20 protein-coding genes and 1 riboswitch are annotated in these 15,933 nt (G+C 72.9%); of the genes, 6 read left to right on the top strand and 14 right to left on the bottom strand.

The features are described from left to right. Nucleotides 1–252 precede the first annotated feature (252 nt). Complete coding sequence (gene era / locus ACMCNK_RS30265; RefSeq protein ID WP_412739742.1) at nt 253–1,155, top strand: GTPase Era; 903 nt, start codon at nt 253–255, stop codon at nt 1,153–1,155. Here era and ACMCNK_RS30270 read toward each other — a convergent pair. The 3 genes from ACMCNK_RS30270 to ACMCNK_RS30280 are packed head-to-tail and all read right to left on the bottom strand — an operon-like array spanning nt 1,152 to nt 3,171. Further along, nucleotides 1,152–1,607: a hypothetical protein gene (locus tag ACMCNK_RS30270; protein ID WP_412739743.1), complete on the bottom strand. Its 456-nt coding sequence runs from the start codon at nt 1,605–1,607 to the stop codon at nt 1,152–1,154. The two genes, era and ACMCNK_RS30270, sit on opposite strands and share 4 nt — an antisense overlap. Before the next feature lie 9 nt (nt 1,608–1,616). Next, nucleotides 1,617–2,357 carry a hypothetical protein gene (locus ACMCNK_RS30275; RefSeq protein ID WP_412739744.1) on the bottom strand — a complete coding sequence of 247 codons (741 nt, stop codon included), beginning with the start codon at nt 2,355–2,357 and terminating at the stop codon, nt 1,617–1,619. Nucleotides 2,358–2,388: 31 nt separating this feature from the next. Continuing rightward, complete coding sequence (locus ACMCNK_RS30280; RefSeq protein ID WP_412739745.1) at nt 2,389–3,171, bottom strand: DUF4097 family beta strand repeat-containing protein; 783 nt, start codon at nt 3,169–3,171, stop codon at nt 2,389–2,391. A gap of 138 nt (nt 3,172–3,309) precedes the next feature. On the opposite strand from ACMCNK_RS30280, the gene recO reads away from it, so the two are divergent. The 3 genes from recO (at nt 3,310) to ACMCNK_RS30295 (ending at nt 6,707) form a co-directional block, all read left to right on the top strand. Further along, the gene (gene recO / locus ACMCNK_RS30285; RefSeq protein WP_412739746.1) at nt 3,310–4,086 is read left to right on the top strand and encodes a DNA repair protein RecO; all 777 of its coding nucleotides are present in this window, start codon (nt 3,310–3,312) and stop codon (nt 4,084–4,086) included. Continuing rightward, nucleotides 4,083–4,862, top strand: a complete 780-nt coding sequence (locus ACMCNK_RS30290; RefSeq protein WP_412739747.1) for an isoprenyl transferase — start codon at nt 4,083–4,085, stop codon at nt 4,860–4,862. The genes recO and ACMCNK_RS30290 overlap by 4 nt, the downstream gene beginning before the upstream one ends. Nucleotides 4,863–5,108: 246 nt before the next feature. After that, nucleotides 5,109–6,707, top strand: coding sequence for a methyl-accepting chemotaxis protein (locus ACMCNK_RS30295; protein ID WP_412739748.1), 1,599 nt, complete (start codon nt 5,109–5,111; stop codon nt 6,705–6,707). Nucleotides 6,708–6,838: 131 nt separating this feature from the next. Here ACMCNK_RS30295 and ACMCNK_RS30300 read toward each other — a convergent pair whose 3' ends face one another. Genes ACMCNK_RS30300 through ACMCNK_RS30315 form a run of 4 tightly spaced genes read right to left on the bottom strand, consistent with a single transcriptional unit; the run spans nt 6,839 to nt 9,961 of the window. Further along, the gene (locus ACMCNK_RS30300) at nt 6,839–7,135 is read right to left on the bottom strand and encodes an MTH1187 family thiamine-binding protein (RefSeq protein ID WP_412739749.1); all 297 of its coding nucleotides are present in this window, start codon (nt 7,133–7,135) and stop codon (nt 6,839–6,841) included. A gap of 34 nt (nt 7,136–7,169) precedes the next feature. Further along, entirely contained in the window at nt 7,170–7,973 is an 804-nt protein-coding gene (locus ACMCNK_RS30305) for an energy-coupling factor transporter transmembrane component T family protein (protein WP_412739750.1), read from the bottom strand. Then, nucleotides 7,970–9,379 (bottom strand): ABC transporter ATP-binding protein, encoded by a 1,410-nt coding sequence (locus ACMCNK_RS30310; RefSeq protein WP_412739751.1) that lies wholly within the window; start codon nt 9,377–9,379, stop codon nt 7,970–7,972. The genes ACMCNK_RS30305 and ACMCNK_RS30310 overlap by 4 nt, the downstream gene beginning before the upstream one ends. Before the next feature lie 3 nt (nt 9,380–9,382). After that, nucleotides 9,383–9,961: an ECF transporter S component gene (locus ACMCNK_RS30315; protein ID WP_412739752.1), complete on the bottom strand. Its 579-nt coding sequence runs from the start codon at nt 9,959–9,961 to the stop codon at nt 9,383–9,385. Nucleotides 9,962–10,011: 50 nt separating this feature from the next. Beyond that, a riboswitch (TPP riboswitch) is annotated at nt 10,012–10,119 on the bottom strand. Between the two features lie 58 nt (nt 10,120–10,177). On the opposite strand from ACMCNK_RS30315, the gene ACMCNK_RS30320 reads away from it, so the two are divergent. Together ACMCNK_RS30320 and ACMCNK_RS30325 are read left to right on the top strand one after the other, a co-directional pair. Next, a complete protein-coding gene (locus tag ACMCNK_RS30320) occupies nt 10,178–10,993 on the top strand; it encodes an alpha/beta fold hydrolase (RefSeq protein ID WP_412739753.1) in 816 nt (271 codons plus the stop codon). Between the two features lie 93 nt (nt 10,994–11,086). Next, a complete protein-coding gene (locus tag ACMCNK_RS30325) occupies nt 11,087–11,605 on the top strand; it encodes a DUF6328 family protein (protein ID WP_412739754.1) in 519 nt (172 codons plus the stop codon). Nucleotides 11,606–11,625: 20 nt separating this feature from the next. Here the strand turns inward: ACMCNK_RS30325 and ACMCNK_RS30330 are convergent, their stop codons facing one another. Genes ACMCNK_RS30330 through ACMCNK_RS30360 form a run of 7 tightly spaced genes read right to left on the bottom strand, consistent with a single transcriptional unit; the run spans nt 11,626 to nt 15,906 of the window. Further along, nucleotides 11,626–12,234 carry a hypothetical protein gene (locus ACMCNK_RS30330; protein WP_412739755.1) on the bottom strand — a complete coding sequence of 203 codons (609 nt, stop codon included), beginning with the start codon at nt 12,232–12,234 and terminating at the stop codon, nt 11,626–11,628. A gap of 53 nt (nt 12,235–12,287) precedes the next feature. Next, nucleotides 12,288–12,692 carry a Fur family transcriptional regulator gene (locus ACMCNK_RS30335; protein ID WP_412739756.1) on the bottom strand — a complete coding sequence of 135 codons (405 nt, stop codon included), beginning with the start codon at nt 12,690–12,692 and terminating at the stop codon, nt 12,288–12,290. Further along, nucleotides 12,689–12,991 carry an ArsR/SmtB family transcription factor gene (locus tag ACMCNK_RS30340; protein ID WP_130511222.1) on the bottom strand — a complete coding sequence of 101 codons (303 nt, stop codon included), beginning with the start codon at nt 12,989–12,991 and terminating at the stop codon, nt 12,689–12,691. The genes ACMCNK_RS30335 and ACMCNK_RS30340 overlap by 4 nt, the downstream gene beginning before the upstream one ends. Nucleotides 12,992–13,008: 17 nt before the next feature. After that, nucleotides 13,009–13,887: a metal ABC transporter permease gene (locus ACMCNK_RS30345; protein ID WP_412739757.1), complete on the bottom strand. Its 879-nt coding sequence runs from the start codon at nt 13,885–13,887 to the stop codon at nt 13,009–13,011. Continuing rightward, complete coding sequence (locus tag ACMCNK_RS30350) at nt 13,887–14,672, bottom strand: metal ABC transporter ATP-binding protein (protein WP_412739758.1); 786 nt, start codon at nt 14,670–14,672, stop codon at nt 13,887–13,889. The genes ACMCNK_RS30345 and ACMCNK_RS30350 overlap by 1 nt, the downstream gene beginning before the upstream one ends. Then, nucleotides 14,669–15,595 carry a metal ABC transporter substrate-binding protein gene (locus ACMCNK_RS30355; RefSeq protein WP_412739759.1) on the bottom strand — a complete coding sequence of 309 codons (927 nt, stop codon included), beginning with the start codon at nt 15,593–15,595 and terminating at the stop codon, nt 14,669–14,671. The genes ACMCNK_RS30350 and ACMCNK_RS30355 overlap by 4 nt, the downstream gene beginning before the upstream one ends. 56 nt (nt 15,596–15,651) lie before the next feature. Next, nucleotides 15,652–15,906, bottom strand: coding sequence for a DUF6703 family protein (locus ACMCNK_RS30360; protein ID WP_412739760.1), 255 nt, complete (start codon nt 15,904–15,906; stop codon nt 15,652–15,654). Nucleotides 15,907–15,933: the final 27 nt, after the last annotated feature.

Here is a 15,933-nt window from a genome sequence, read left to right on the forward strand (position 1 = left end):
GGCAGCGGGTCGGGCTCCCGGCCCTCCGCGGGCGCACGGCGTGGCCGTTCCGGTTCCCAACCGCCACAGCAAGCAAAGGGCGGTGACCAGCCTGCGGCCCGCGCAGGGGGTGGCAAGTCTTCGGCCCGCGCCGGGGGTGGCAAGCGCTCGGCCCGCGCGGGGGGTGGCAAGCCTTCGGCCCGAGGCCAGAGTGGTGCCGAACCGGGCGGGCGGCGTGGCCGCGAGGCGGGCAGCCACCGGCACCGGGCGGGCGTGGCGCCCGCAGCGGCCGGGGACGGCGCGTACCGGGCCGGTTTCGCGTGCTTCGTGGGGCGGCCCAACGCCGGCAAGTCCACACTGACCAACGCGATCATCGGGCAGAAGATCGCGATCACGTCGAACAAACCGCAGACGACCCGGCACATCATCCGTGGCGTGCTGCACCGCCCGGACGGCCAGCTCGTGCTCGTCGACACGCCGGGCCTGCACCGCCCGCGTACGCTGCTCGGCCAGCGTCTCAACGACCTGGTCCGCGATACGTGGAGCGAGGTCGACGTGATCGGGGTGTGCTTCCCCGCGGACGAGCCGGTCGGTGCCGGGGACCGCTTCATCTCGGCGGAGATCGCGGAGCTGAAGGCCACGGTGATCGCCGTGGTCACGAAGGTCGACCTGGTCGACCCCGCGACGCTCGCCCAGCGCCTGATCGCGGTGAGCGAGCTGTACGACTTCGCGGAGATCGTTCCGGTCAGCGCGGTGTCCGGGCACCAGGTCGACACGCTGGTCGAGGTGCTGGTCCGGCATCTGCCGGAGTCGCCGCAGCTCTATCCGGACGACGTGCTGACCGAGGAGCCGGAGCAGGTTCTCATCGCCGAGCTGGTGCGCGAGGCGGCCCTGGAGGGGGTACGCGACGAGCTGCCGCACTCGATCGCCGTGCTCGTGCAGGAAATCCTCGTCGAAGGCAACCTCACCAAGATCTACGCGGACGTGTACGTGGAGCGTGACAGCCAGAAGTCGATCGTGATCGGCGCGCGCGGCTCCCGCCTCAAACAGGTCGGCACGCTGGCACGCGCGCAGATCGAGGCGCTGCTGGGCAAGAAGGTCTATCTGGACCTGCACGTACGCGTGGCCAAGGAGTGGCAGCGCGATCCGAAGCAGTTGCGCCGCCTCGGCTTCTAGCCGGCCGCGGCGGCGGCCTGGGCGTTCCACATCGTGATGACGACTCCCAGCACGAAGATCTGTACGGGCATCGGCATGCCCGGCAGGTCGACGGCGACCTGGTCACCCCACATGCTGGTCCGCCGGACGGAGCCCGCCGGGCCCTGGTCGGTGTGCAGTTCCTGGTCGGTGCTCCAGAAGGAGCGGCGCTGGAACCGGTAGGTCTGGCCGCCGGCCTGGACGGTCCAGTTCTTGCGGCCCACCCGGTCGGCCGAGGCGAGCGGCGTGCCGTCGGGGCCGGTCAGGGTGTACCGGGTGCCCCACGCGTTGGCGTTCACCCGGTACTGCTGCCCGTCCAGGTCGAAGGTGCCGCCGGATTTCCAGAACGCGCTGTCCCAGGTGGCGACCGGGCGGCCCTCGGCGCTGATCAGGTAGCTGCTGCGCCAGATGCTGACCCTCTTCGCGATGAGCACCCGGGCATCCTAGTCGCGCGCCGCCCAGGTCCTGAGCTCGGTCTCGGCCTGTTCCCGGTTTAGCGGCCCGAGCTCTGACCGCCGCAGCCGCAGGTGCCGCAAGGCCGCGCCGACCGCGGGCCCCGCAGGGATGCCCAATACGGCCATGACCTCCTCGCCGTCGAGATCGGCGGGCAGTCGATCGAGCGCGCGCTCGGCCTCGGCGCGCCGGTACTGCTCCACCTGGGCGTCGTCCAGTTCGGGTGTCCACCCGGTGCGGGCGCACCTGAGCCAGCCGTCCATGTCGCGTCGCAGGCCGAGGCCGACCTCGGCGAACATGTCGGCCGGGCCCCGGGCAGGGTCGTCGCCGGCGGTGGGGCGGGCGCCGATCAGGTGCAGCGCCGCGTTGATCGGCCACTGGTCGCGGGGGCCGGTGAACGCGGAGTCGACGACCGGTCCCCACACGCGGGCGCCTTCGCGCCAGACTTCGGCGTACTGTTCGCCGTCGCCTCCGAAGAAGGACGCATCAACGCAGGCCAACACGCCATGCCGGGACCATCGGGCGACGGCCGGCCGGATCGGGGTGAATTTCGCTCCCGGTTCGGGGCCGATCCGGCCCGTGTCGGGCCCGGCGATCTCGGCGATCAGGTCGTAGGTCACCAGGATCATGCCCAGGCCCTGGCGCAGCGCGACGACCTCGGCGCGCCGTGTGTCGGCGGCGAGTTCTTGCAGCAGGTCGGCGCGGCCGATGACGGCCTGAAGTTCGTACATGTCGTCCTCGGGGCGGCGGTCTCCGGCGACCCTACGCGGTCTGGACCATGGCGTCGCCGCTGGTGGCTTTCACGGTGATCAGATTCGAGGACTTCGCATCGTCGGGGATCTCGACCCGGGTGTCGCCGGAGTGGCTGTCGGCCCGTACGTGGTAGCTGCCCGACGCGGGCACCCGCACGACGGCGTCGCCGCTGGTGGTCTCGGCGGTCACCGGGGCGGGCGTGTTCAGGGTGATGGTCACGTCGCCGCTGGTGGACGTCGCCTGGACCGGGCCGCCGCCGACCCCGTTCGCATCCACGTCGCCGGACGTCGCGTGCAGCGTGGTCGCGCCCTTGGCGCCTTCCACCGTGATGTTGCCGGACGTGGTGGTCGCCTTGACGTCGGCGGCCGCGTCGCGGACCAGGATGTCGCCCGAGTTGAGCGTCACGTCCGTGGCGCTCACGCCGGTGAGGTTGACGTCGCCGGACTGCAGCTTGCCGCGGACCGTGACCCCGGCCGGTGCTTCGACGTCGTAGGACACCGTGCAGTCCGCGCCGCAGTCGGTGTCCAGGGTGAGTACGGTGCCGTCGAGCGTGTAGCCGCGGTCGGGATCGCTGCTGCTGCGTACGGTCCGGGTGATCCGGGTCTCGCCGATGGCCGAGGTGTGCACGGTGACGTCGCCGCTGGCGCCGGTCATCAGGATCTCGGTGACCTTGACCTTCTCGACGTCGTGGTACGTCAGTTGCGCACCGATCCCACCGCAGCCGGCGAGCGCGGCCACCGCCGCGGAGACCATGGTGAATGCGCCGGCGCGCCGGATCAGGGTGGGGTTCATGGTGGAGACGGTATGACCCGCCGTGCGGCCGGACCATCGGTTCTCCCACCCAACGATCCCGGATTCGACCCTGAGATGCGGCTCGGGGTTTGCCGGACCCGGTCGGGCGGTGTCGTACCGGCGGGGCAGAATGGCCGGGTGCCCGCCGGATACCGCCGACAGCTCTACCGCGACGACGCGGTGGTGCTGCGCGTGCAGAAGCTGGGCGAAAGCGACCGGATCATCACGCTGCTGACCCGGCGGCACGGGCGGCTGCGGGCGGTGGCCCGCGGGGTGCGGCGTACGACGTCGCGGTTCGGTGCCCGGCTGGAGCCGTTCGGCCACGTGGATCTGCAGCTGGCCGGTTCCCCCGAGGGGGTGGGCAGCACGCTGCACTCGGTGAGCCAGGTGGAAGCCGTGACGCTGTACGGCAAGCGGTTCCTCGGCGACTACCCGCGCTACACCGCGGCCAGCGCGATCGCCGAGACCGCGGAGCGGCTCACCCCGGTCGAGCGGGAGCCCGCGCTGCGGCTGTTCCAGCTCACCTTGGGCGCGCTCAAGGCGCTCGCGGCGGGCGAGCACGACGGCAGTCTCGTCCTGGATGCGTATCTGCTGCGCGGCATGTCCCTGGCCGGGTGGGCGCCCGCGCTGGCCGAGTGCGCGGTCTGCGGCGAGGCGGGCCCGCACGGCGCGTTCTCCGTACCGGCCGGGGGTTCGGTCTGCCCGGACTGCCGTCCGCCCGGCTCGGCGCACCCCGCGCCGGCCACCCTGGGGCTGATGCTGGCCCTGACCAGCGGCGACTGGACAGTCGCCGACGCCGCCGAGCCGCCGGTGCGCCGCGAGTGCAGCGGTCTGGTGGCGGCCCACCTGCAGTGGCACATGGAGCGCGCGTTGCGTTCTCTGCCGCTGGTCGATCGACGGGAGAGCATGTCGTGACGCGTCCGCCCACCCCGCACCCCTCCGGCGCGACCCCGCCCGACCTGCCACGCGACGCGCTGCCCAAGCACATCGCGATCGTCATGGACGGTAACGGCCGGTGGGCCAAGGAGCGTGGCCTGTCCCGCACCAAGGGCCACGAGCAGGGCGAGTATTCGCTGTTCGACACGATCGAGGGCGCCATCGAGCTGGGGATCCCGTACCTGTCGGCGTATGCGTTCTCGACGGAGAACTGGAAGCGTTCGCCCGACGAGGTGCGCTTCCTCATGGGCTTCAACCGCGACGTCATCCGCCGCCGCCGCGACCAGCTCGTCGAGCTGGGGGTGCGGGTGGTCTGGTCGGGGCGCTCCGGCCGGCTGTGGAAGAGCGTGATCTCCGAGCTGCAGACCGCGGAGCAGATGTCGCGGCACAACACGAAGCTGACGCTGCAGTTCTGCGTCAACTACGGCGGTCAGGCTGAGATCGCCGACGCGGCCGCGGCGATCGCCCGGGACGTGGCGGCCGGGCGGCTGAAGGCGGACAAGGTCAACGAGCGCACGATCGCGAAGTACCTGTACCACCCCGAGGTCCCCGACGTGGACCTGTTCCTGCGCCCGTCGGGGGAGGAGCGGACCAGCAACTTCCTGCTGTGGCAGTCCGCGTACGCGGAACTGATCTTCCTCGACACCCTGTGGCCGGATTTCGACCGCCGTCACCTGTGGTATGCGTGCCAGTTGTACGCCCAGCGGGATCGCCGCTTCGGCGGTGCCGTGCCCAACCCGGTCGCCCCGAGCTGACCCGATTCAGAACCGCATCGCGGCGCACCCCTCGCGCTGGCTTGCTCGGTTCCCTCTTCGCCGTGCCGAGACGGGCTGCCGACCGGTCGGCTCGACCGTGTCATCCGTTCGGTCAACCGCCGCGCTCTGGGGCCTTTGTCTGACTTTTGGAGTGACGCGTTTCACTGCCTGCGCCACGGGCCCGCCGCCGACCACTCGCCGATTTCGGTGTTCAAGAGACACACCGAACAACGACGAGGGACCGCGATGAAGCGCAGGAAGATCACTGTTGGCGTACGGCTGGGGGGCGCGTTCGCCATCCTCGGGGTCTTCATCGCGGGGGCGCTGTTCGCCGGCCTGCGCGGTTCCCAGCAGCAGACCGCGGCCCAGGCCCGGATCAGCCACCTCAGCGTGACCGCGGACCAGGTGCAGCGGGTACGCCTGCTCGCCGAGGACGTGGCGACCTACCAGGCGCAGCTGCTCGGCAGCGCGGGCGCCTACGGCAACGCGGCCGCCGTCGGCAACACCGTTGCGCCGGACCGTAAGGCCATCCTCGCCGCCATGGACGCCGTGCCCGCAGCCTCGCTGACCCCGGCCGAACGTACGTCCTGGAAGGACCTGAAGACGGCCTGGACGGCGCTGTTCTCGACGCTCGACGCGCTCACCGGCCAGCTGCGCGCCGACGAGTCGCCGGCGGCGCGGGTCGCGGGCATGGACAGCATCACCAAGGGGCAGGTCGCGCAGGCGTACGGCAACGTGGTGAAGCTGACCGACAAGGTGCTCGCGTCGATCCAGGGGCGTTCCGTGGCGATGACCGCGCAGGCCGCGGCCGACCTGCGGACCAACCAGATGATCCGGCTCGGCGTGACGCTCGTCGTGTTCGTGCTGGCAACTCTGCTCGCCATCGCGGCGACCCGGTCCGTGACCAGGCCGTTGAAGTCGATCTCCGCGGCGCTGCGGCGAGCGACGGACGGTGACCTCACCGTACGGGCTAAACTGCCGCGCTCCGACGAGCTGGGCGAGCTGAGCCGGGCGGTGGATCAGACCGTCGGTTCCCTGCGCGGGCTGGTGACCCAGGTGGCCGCGGGCGCCGGGTCGTTGTCGTCCGCATCGGTGCAGCTGTCTGCCACCGCCACCCAGATCGCCTCGAACGCGGAGGAGACCAGCGCGCAGGCCGGGCTGGTGTCCGACGGCGCCGGTCAGATCTCCGGCAACGTGCAGACGCTCGCGGTCAGCAGCGAGCAGATGGTGGCGTCGATCCGGGAGATCGCCCAGAACGCGAACCAGGCCGTCGGCGTCGCGTCGGAGGCCGTGTCGGTCGCCGAGTCGACCATGTCCACGGTGACCCGCCTCGGTGTCTCGTCGCAGGAGGTCGGTGAGGTCGTCCAGACCATCAACATGATCGCCGAGCAGACGAACCTGCTCGCCCTCAACGCCACGATCGAAGCGGCCCGGGCCGGCGACCTCGGCAAGGGCTTCGCGGTCGTCGCGGGCGAGGTGAAGGACTTGGCTCAGGAGACGGCGAAGGCCACCGAGGACATCTCCCGGCGGGTGCTGGCCATCCAGACCGACACCGCGGACGCGGTCGCGGCGATCGACAAGATCGCCTCGATCATCAACCAGGTCAACGACTACCAGACGGTGATCGCGACCGCGGTCGAGGAGCAGACCGCGACCACGGACGACATGACCCGCAACGTGACCGCGGCTGCCGACGGCAGCACCGCCATCGCCGGCAACATCGCCGGGGTGGCCGACGCCGCCGCCTCGACCGCGGCGGGCGCCAACCAGTCCCAGCACGCCGCCTCGGAACTCGCCCGGATGAGCACCGAGCTGACCATGGCGGTCAGCGCGTTCCGCATCTGATTTCCGTACGGACCGACGCGCCGCCGACACCACCCCGTCGGCGGCGCGTGCCGTTTCCCGGCACGGTGTGCCGGATCAGCCCGCGTCGGCCGCGGGGAACCGGTCCACGTCGGACGCCACGGCCGGCCGGGTCACGGCTGGGACAGGCGTCGCTCGATGTGCGCGACCTTCGCGTCGAGCGCGCCGGTCACGCCGGGCCGGACGTCGGCCTTGAGCGTGACGCTGACCCGGGGCGCATGCGCGGCGACCGCGTCGACGGCCTGCTTGACCACGGCCATCACCTCGTCCCATTCACCCTCGATCGTGGTGAACATGGCGTCGGTGCGGTTGGGCAGGCCGGATGCGCGGACCACGCGGACGGCCTCGGCGACCAGGTCGCCCACGGCATCGCCCGCGCCGAGCGGGGTGACGGAGAACGCGACGAGCATGCCGCCATCATCGCAGCCCGGCAGGTGCGCGCGCTCAACCGATGATCGGGCGGAACACCCCGGTGACCACGCTGATGGCCAGGATCGCGCCGGCGACGGCGGCCGCCCCTGCCAGCAGCGCGGCGTCCGCCCCGCGAAAGACCTGCCGCCGCGCGTACGTGCGGGGTGCGCCGGAGTCGAAGCCGCGCGCGTCCATCGCCACCGCCAGCCGGGTGCCGCGCCGGATCGCACCGACCAGCAGGGCGAACGTGGTCGCGGCGAACAACCGCAGCCGGGCCACCGGGTTGCGGCCGGCGTCCACCCCGCGCGCCCGCCGGGCCAGCGTGAGCATCTGCCACTCGGCGCCCAGCAGCGGCAGCATCCGGAACGTGGCGAGTGCGCCGATCGCGAACCGCGGCGGTGCCTTCGCGTTCTGCACGAGCGCGTCCGCCAGGTCCGTCGGGTCGGTGGTGGCGAACACGATGACCCCGGGCAGCGCCACCGCGAACACGCGCAGCACCAGCGCCAGCGCGGTGCCCAGTACCCCGGTGGTGATGTCGAACGGCCCCAGCGCGAGCAGGGTGGTGCCCGCCCGGTCCGCCGCGAACAGCACCATCGTCACCAGCACCCCGGCACCGGCCAGTGCCAGCGGCCAGGCGCGGCGGGCCAGCGCCGGATAACGCAGCCCGAACAGCGGCACCACGGCCAGCTCGACCGCGAGCGCGAGGGCGGGCGTCAACGGGTCCAGGGTGAGCACGAGCATCATCGAGAACAGCAACGCCGCACCCAGCTTGGCGACCGGGTTGCGGCGTGCCAGCGGAGCGTCCGGGTCGGCGATCGGCGCAACGGTGAGACTCATGCCGGGCCCGCCCGGCCGTCCAGTTCGTGCACCCGGTCGGCCAGCGCCGCGATGAACGCGTCGTCGTGGGTGACCGCCACGACCCCGTGCCCGTCGTCGCGCAGTTGCGCCAGCAGGTCCACCAGCTCGATCCAGGTACGCCGGTCCTGCCCGAACGTCGGCTCGTCCAGCACCAGCAGCCGCGGGGCGCTCGCCAGCGCGGTCGCCACGCTCAGGCGCCGCGCCTCGCCGCCCGACAGGGTGTGCGGGTTCGCTCCGGCCAGCCGGGTCAGCCGCAGCCGGTGCAGCAGCTCGTCGACCGTCCTGGCGATCTCGGTCGCCGGGCGGCCCAGCCGGCGCGGGCCCAGCGCCAGCTCGTCGCTGACCCGGGCGGTCACGAACTGGTGCTCCGGCTGCTGGAACACCGACCCGATGCGCCGGGCCAGCACCGCGGCCCGCCACCGGTGCGGCGGCCGGGCGTCACCGAACGCCTCGACCGCCCCGGAACCCGGGGGGAGTAACCCGCCCAGGATCAGCGCGAGGGTGCTCTTGCCTGCCCCGTTCGGGCCGGTCACGGCGACGACCTCCCCGGCGTGTGCGGTCAGGTCGACCGCGGCGAGGCGGCCGGGTACGGCGACCGCGCGTGCCCGTACCAGAGGATCGGCCGGCGGGGCGACGGCCTTGCGGGGCGTGACCGGCCGGCCCGGCACCCAGACCCCCTCCTCGGCGAGGCGTGCGCCGTGCGTGGCGAAGACGGTCCCGGGCGGGCCGTCCGCGCGGATCCCTCCACCGGGTTCGAGCACGATCACGCGGTCGACCAGCGGCAGCGCCTCGGCCACCCGGTGCTCCACGAGGATCAGTGTGGTGTCCGGGTCCCGGGTACGGGTGATCGCGTCGCGCACCCGGGCCGCACCGGCCGGGTCGAGGTTGGCGGTGGGTTCGTCGAGCAGCAGCAGCCCGGGGCGCAACGCCAGCACCCCGGCGAGCGCGAGGCGCTGCTGTTCACCGCCGGACAGGGCCGCGGTCGGCCGGTCCCGGGCGTACGGGAAGCCGACCCGCCCCAGCGCAGCGTCCACCCGGGGCCAGATCGCCTCGGCGGGCACCCCGCGGTTCTCCAGCCCGAACGCCACGTCGTCGCCGCTGCGGGCCATGACGAGCTGGGTCTGCGGGTCCTGGAAGACGATGCCCACGCGCTCGCGGGCCTTGTGCGGGTCCAGGCCGTCGATCTCGACCGCCCCCTCGGCCTCGCCGGAGTCCCGGGGCAGCAGCGCGGCCAGCGCCGCGAGCAGGGTGCTCTTGCCCGCCCCGGAGGGGCCCAGCAGGAGCACCCGCTCGCCGTGCGCGATGCGCAGGTCGACGCCGCGTACGGCCCAGGCGCGGCGTCCGGCGTGGCGCCACCCGAACCCGCGCAGCACGACCTCCGCCATCGGTCAGACCAGGGCGCGGTCGCGGCCCGCCGCGAAGCGGTCCAGCACCCCGGTGGGCGCCAGCGCCCGCACCAGCGCCCAGCCGCCCACCCCGGCGATCACGGTGCTGCTGACGATCGTCAGCAGGGCGTACGGGATCCGGTAGCTCCACAGCGCGTACGCGCCGTTCCAGACGAAGAAGTCGAACAGGGCGGCACCGAGACCGGTCAGCGCCCCGGCGAACAGCGCCGCGGGCAGCCGGAACGAGCGGTACCGCAGCGCCGCGAACGCCAGCTCCGCGCCGAGCCCCTGCACGAAGCCCTGCGCAATCACCGTGGCACCCCACTGGTCGCCGAGCAGCGCGGAGATGATCGCGGCCAGCGTCTCGGTGTACAGCGATGCGCCCGGCTTCCGGATGATCAGGCCGCTCAGCACGGCCGGCATCAGCCACACCCCGTACAGCACGGTCTGGGCCGGCGGGAAGAACGCGAACGCCCCCTGCGTGGCTCCCCACAGAATGTTCCACGCCCAGAAGACGACGCCGAACGTGACCGCGATGATCGAAGCGATCACGATGTCGATCGTCCGCCAGCGGTTGGTCATGGTGCCTCCAGCTCTATCGCGAACCGAGAGAAGGCGCGCGCCAGCAACTCGGCTGGAGACGACCGAACTCCCTGCGCTGGCATTACCCAGATCAGGTTCGAGGGTCTGCGGGCCGGCGGCCCGCACTCTCAGCGCTGCGCGCTCCCCTGTCGGATGGCATGTGTTTCGATGACGCTAACACCAGGTCGTGCGGGGGAACAGCGAGGGAGGATCGCGATGGAGATCGAGGCCCGCGGGCTCACCTTCGACGTGTACGCCGACGGTCCGCCCGACGGCGAGCCGGTGCTCCTGCTGCACGGCTTCCCCCAGGACCACCGCGAGTTCGAGCTGATCGCCCCGCGGCTGCACGAGGCGGGCCTGCGCACGTACGCGCTGGACCAGCGCGGCTACAGCCCGGGAGCCTGCCCGGACGGGGTGGCCGCGTACCGGCTGCCCGAAGCGTGCGCGGACGCGGTCGCGGTGCTCGACGCGCTCGGTCTCGATTCGGTGCATGTGGTGGGCCACGACTGGGGTGCCCATGTGGGCTGGCTGCTGGCCGCGGAGCAGCCCCAGCGGGTGCGCTCGTATACGTCCGTGTCGGTGCCGCACCCGCGGGCGCTGGCGACCGCGCTGAGCCGGGAACCGCGGCAACGGCTGCGATTCGCGTACATGGGGATGTTCCGGGCACGGTTCGCGGAACGGCTGATGCTCGCCCGCGACGGGGCGATGCTGCGTTCGATGCTGAAACCGATCGGTCCGCGGGCGGCCGGGTACGCCGCGGCGATGCGCACCCCGGGACGGCTGACCGGCGCCCTGAACTGGTACCGGGCGCTCACGAAAGGCCAGCTCGCGGGCGTCGGGCAGATCACCGTGCCGACCACGTACGTGTGGGGTGAGGCGGACCCGGTGCTGGGCCGCACGGCCGCGCTGGCCACCGGCGACTGTGTCGATGCGGACTACCGGCTCGTCGCGTTGCACGACGTGGGGCACTGGGTGCCGGAGGAGGCCCCCCGAGCACTCGCGGACGCGGTGCTGGAGCGGACGGGTGTTTGACCGTTCGCCGCTGCGGGGATGCCCCCGGGGAACCGCGGGGCGGCACCGGGGAACTGCGCGGGTTTGCGCCGGAGAGTGACCGTGGGAGGGCGGATGGCCCGGGAGAAGGGCGGGCTGCCCGGCGAGACCGAGCGGCAGCGCTGGAACCGCAACTTCGCCGACCTGCTGCAGGAGCTGCGGGTCGCGCAGACCGGGGTGCAGATCCTGTTCGCATTCCTGCTGACGCTGCCGTTCAGCAACGGGTTCCCCCACACGAACCATTTCCAGCGCGGCGTCTACCTGGTGGCGTTGATCTCCGCGGCGTTCGCCGCCACCCAGCTCATCGCGCCCGTGGCGTTCCACCGCGCCCTGTTCCGCCAGGGTCGCAAGCCCGAACTGGTCAGGTACGCGCACCGGATGGCCACGGCTGGGCTCGCGTGCCTGCTCGTCTCGATGGTCAGCAGCGTGCTGCTGATCACCGACTATCTGCTGAACATCTGGGCCGCGCTGAGCCTGACGGTCATCGTGGGCGGTTGGTTCGTGACGCACTGGGTGGTCGTGCCGTACGTGCGGCGGAGCTGGATCGAGGCCGAGGATCTGGAGGAGGACGAGAAGTTCGTCGCGGACGACTGACAGCGGTCCGGCGTACCCGATCAGCGCCGGGCGGCGCGCAGACCCAGGCTGCGCAACTCCAGCGCGGCCAGCGCGTCCACCGCGTCGGGGTCGCCGTCGCGCCAGGACTGTGCGATGTCCGGGCCGAGCCGGGTCAACTCGTTCAGCGGACGGCGCGTCAAGGCGCGCAACGCCAGCAGATCCCGGCCCGCCGCCTGTTCCCGGACCCGGCTGGCCACCCCGGCCCGGCGCATCCACCGCAGCCGCAGCGGCAGCCAGCCCAGCACCACCAGCGTGAGCGGCAGCACCACCACCGTGAACGCGATCAGCAGCGCCACGGTGCTCACGAGTTCCTGCTGCTGGCGCCCCGCGTCGGCCAGCGACCGAGCCGCGTCGGACGCCCCGGTGAAAGGCCTGGTGAGCTGATCACCGACGACGGGTACGCGGCCCACCTTGCCGCCCACGTCGGCGAGGTTGTCGGCGATGCTCGTGCCCGCGCTCTGCAGCTTCGCGCCGGGCACACCCAGTTTCAGGACGGTCGAGTGCACCCACAGCGCGGCGCGGATCCACAGGTAGATCCACAGCACGACGCACAGGTCGGTGACGATCTGGCGGACGGCAACGGGGAGCCGGTCGGCGTACCACTTCACGCGCGACAGCGTCGCATGAAGGGGCGCCCGGTGCAGTGCGGCGCCGCGGGTGTTCAGACCCGGGCGCACCCGGGACAGGTGCCGAAGATCTCGACCGTGTGCGAGACGTCCACGAAGCCGTGCTGACCGGCTACCCGGTCCGCCCATGCCTCCACGGCCGGGCCCTCCACCTCGACCGCCCGGCCACAGGACCGGCACACGAGATGGTGGTGGTGGCCCTGGCTGCACCGCCGGTACAGGTGCTCGCCGCCGGGCGGTCGCATCACGTCGATCTCACCCGCGTCGGCCAGTCCCTGCAACGTCCGGTACACCGTGGTGAGGCCGACCCGTTCGCCGCGGGCCTTCAGCATGGCGTGCAGGTCCTGAGCACTGTGGAATCCGTCGACGGCCGCCAGGACCGCGCTGACCGCGCTGCGCTGGCGGGTGTTGCGGACTGCCGCGGCGGGCTCCCCGGTCACGGGGCGCCCTCCTTCGCGTGGCTGACCGCGTCCGCGACGATGTGCGCGACGTGCTCGTCCACAAGCGAGTACGCGATCTCCCGGCCGCGCCGAGCCCCCCGCACCACCCCGGCGCCGCGCAGCACCCGCAGATGCTGGGAGACCAGCGGCTGCGGCGCCCCCAGCTTCTCCACCAGCTCGTGCACGCACCGCTCGCCCGCCCCGAGCTCGGCCACGATCGCCACGCGGATCGGCGCGGAGAGTGCTCGCAGCAGCTCCCCGGCCGCCTCGTACGCTTCGTAACCGGTCGTCGTCGTCACCGCAGTCACGGTACCGCTCACCCGTGCAGCACCACGTCGGGCGGCTCGGCCGCGACCCGGTCCGGCGTCGCCGGGGCGGCGTGCCGGCGCAGCATCCGCCACGTCCCGGCGCCGACGGTGAGCGCGACGAACGCCGCGATCGCCAGGATCACGATCGTCGCCCCGGGCGCGGTGTCGATCTCGCCGGACAGCCACACCCCGCTCGCAGCGGCCCCGAGCCCGATGACCATGGCCACGGTCATGGTGCTGCGGAAACCCCGGGTGACCTGCTGGGCGGCGGCCACCGGCACCACCATCAGCGCGCTGACCAGCAGCAGCCCCACGGTGCGCATGGCGATCGTGACGGTCACCGCGGTGGTCACCGCCATCAGCAGATTCAGCGTACGGACGGGCAGGCCGGATACCCGCGCGTACTCCTCGTCGGTGCACACCGCGAACAGTGCGGGCCGCAGCACCAGCATCGCGACCAGGACGGCCGCGCCCAGCCCCGCGATCACCGCGAGGTCCTGCGGCGACGTGGTGATCAGCGAGCCGAACAGGTACTGCACGAGGTTGGCGCTGGTGCTGTCCGGCGACAGGCCGACCAGCATCACCCCGCCCGCGATGCCGCCGTAGAACAGCAGCGCCAGCGCCAGGTCGCCGGACGTGCTGCCGCGCTGGCGTACCAGCTCGACGCCCACCGCGCCGGCCGCGGCCACCACCACCGCGGTGATCACGGGGGACTGGTGCAGCAGCAGCCCCACCCCGACGCCGGTCAGCGCGACGTGCCCGATCCCGTCGCCGATCAGCGACAGGCGCCGCTGCACCAGGTAGACGCCGAGCGCCGGGGCGACCAAGCCGATGATCAGCGCCGCGACCAGGGCCCGGATCATGAAGTCGTGGGCGTACAGCGCCATCAGTTCGCCGCCATCCGGTCGGTGGGCGCCACGCAGATGCCGCCACGCGGCTCCTCGGCGTGCGGGTGCACGTGGTCGTGGCCCGGCTCGGCGTGGTGCCCCGCGGGCTCCGGCACCGCACCCTCGTGCGCGATGCGGCCCTCGTGCACGACGACGGCCGTGTCGATCAGCGGCTGCAGCGGGCCGAGCTCGTGCGCCACCAGCAGCACCGTGCCGCCGCGCCCGGCGAACCGGCGCAGCGTGGCCGCGAACGCCTCCTGACTGCTCGCGTCCACCCCGGCGGTGGCCTCGTCGAGCACGAGCAGGTCGGGCTGACCGGCCAGCGCCCGGGCGATGAGCACCCGCTGCTGCTGGCCGCCCGACAGAGTGGCCACCGGGTCGCCGGCCCGGTCGGCGAGCCCGACGTCGTCGAGGGCGGCGCGTACGGCGGCCCGGTCGGCGGCGCGCGGTGGGCGCAGGATGCCGCGGCGGGCCAGCCGCCCCGACGCGACCACTTCGCCGACCGTGGCGGGGACGCCGCCTGCGGCGCCGACGCGTTGCGGCACGTACCCGATCCGGGCCCACTGCCGGAACCGCTGCTGGGGCACGCCGAACAGGTCGATCTCGCCGTCGGCGAGCGGCACCAGCCGCAGCACCGTACGGACCAGGGTCGACTTGCCGGAACCGTTGGCGCCCAGGATGGCCACGACGGTGCCCGGCGCCACGGTCAGCGACACGTCGCGCAGCACGGGCCGGCCGCCGTACGCGACCGCGGCGTGCCGTACGGAGACGACGGGCGCGGTCACGACGTGCATCCCAGACCGGTCCGCAGGGTGGTGAGGTTGCGGCGCATCACGGAAAAGTAGTCCTCCCCGGGCTCGGTCAGCCCCTCCAGCGGATCGAGGACGGCGGTCCGGGCGCCGACGTCGCGGGCGACGGTCTCGGCGACCTTCGGGCTGACCAGCGTCTCGAAGAAGATCGTGGTGGCGCCGGTGCGCTGGGCCTCGGCGGCCGCGCCGGCCAGGCGCCGCGGCGACGGTTCACTCTCCGGCGTGACGCCGGTGATACCGACCTGGGTCAGTCCGTAGCGCCGGGCGAGGTAGCCGAACGCGCTGTGGCTGGTGACGATCTCGCGCCGGGCGCAGGTGGCCAGGCCGGACGCGTACTCGGAGTCGAGGGTGCCCAGGTCGCGGCGCAGCGCCGCGGCCCGCGCCGTGTAGTCCGCCGCGTGCGCCGGGTCGGCCTGGCCGAGCCGGGCGGCGAGCCCGTCGCCGATCGTCGCGAAGCGCTGCGGGTCGAGCCAGACGTGCGGGTCCATGCCCCCGGAGAGCCGGGCGGGCTCCTCGCCGGCCTCGGCGTCGGTGCCGCCCAGCGGCAGCAGCGGCACCGCGGTCGCGGCGTCGAACGCCCGGCCCCGCGCCTCCAGCGCGACGGCCTGGTCGACCGCGGGCTGGAACCCTTTCAGGTACGCGACGACGTCGGCGTCGGCGATCTGGCCGACCTGCCGCGGGCTGAGCTCCACGTCGTGGGGTTCGGCGCCGGGCTTGGTGAGGTTGCCGACCGTGGGCTGGTCCGCGCCGAGGCGCTGGGCGAGGAACTGCAGCGGATAGAACGCGGTGACGATGCGCAGCCGCCCGTCGGCGGCGTCGTCCGCCCGGGCGGTGCAGCCGGTGACGGCGCCGAGCGCGAGGACGGCCGCGGCGGCGAGCAGGGGCCGGAGGCGCGTCATACCGCCAACTGTGGGCGATAATGACAATGATTGTCAAAAGCGCATGCGTGCACCCGTCACAGCGCCTTCGCCGTGGCCGCGGCGACCAGCGCGGCCAGCAGCAGCACCCGCACCACCCGGGTCGGCACGGACTGCACCGGCCACGTCGTGTACGTCAGCCCCGCCGCCCCCGCGGCCACCACGCCCAGCAACGCCGCACCGACGATGCCCGGCAGGAACAGCCCGGCCAGCAGGAAGGCCAGCGCGACGAAGAACGCGGTCGTCGGGTTGACCCCGGCGAGCCGGCGGAGCAGCTTCTCGGACGGTGCCACGGCGACCTCATCTGCAGTGCGTACGCT

The organism is Krasilnikovia sp. MM14-A1259 (genome assembly GCF_047159535.1).
Taxonomy (GTDB): Bacteria; Actinomycetota; Actinomycetes; order Mycobacteriales; family Micromonosporaceae; genus Actinoplanes.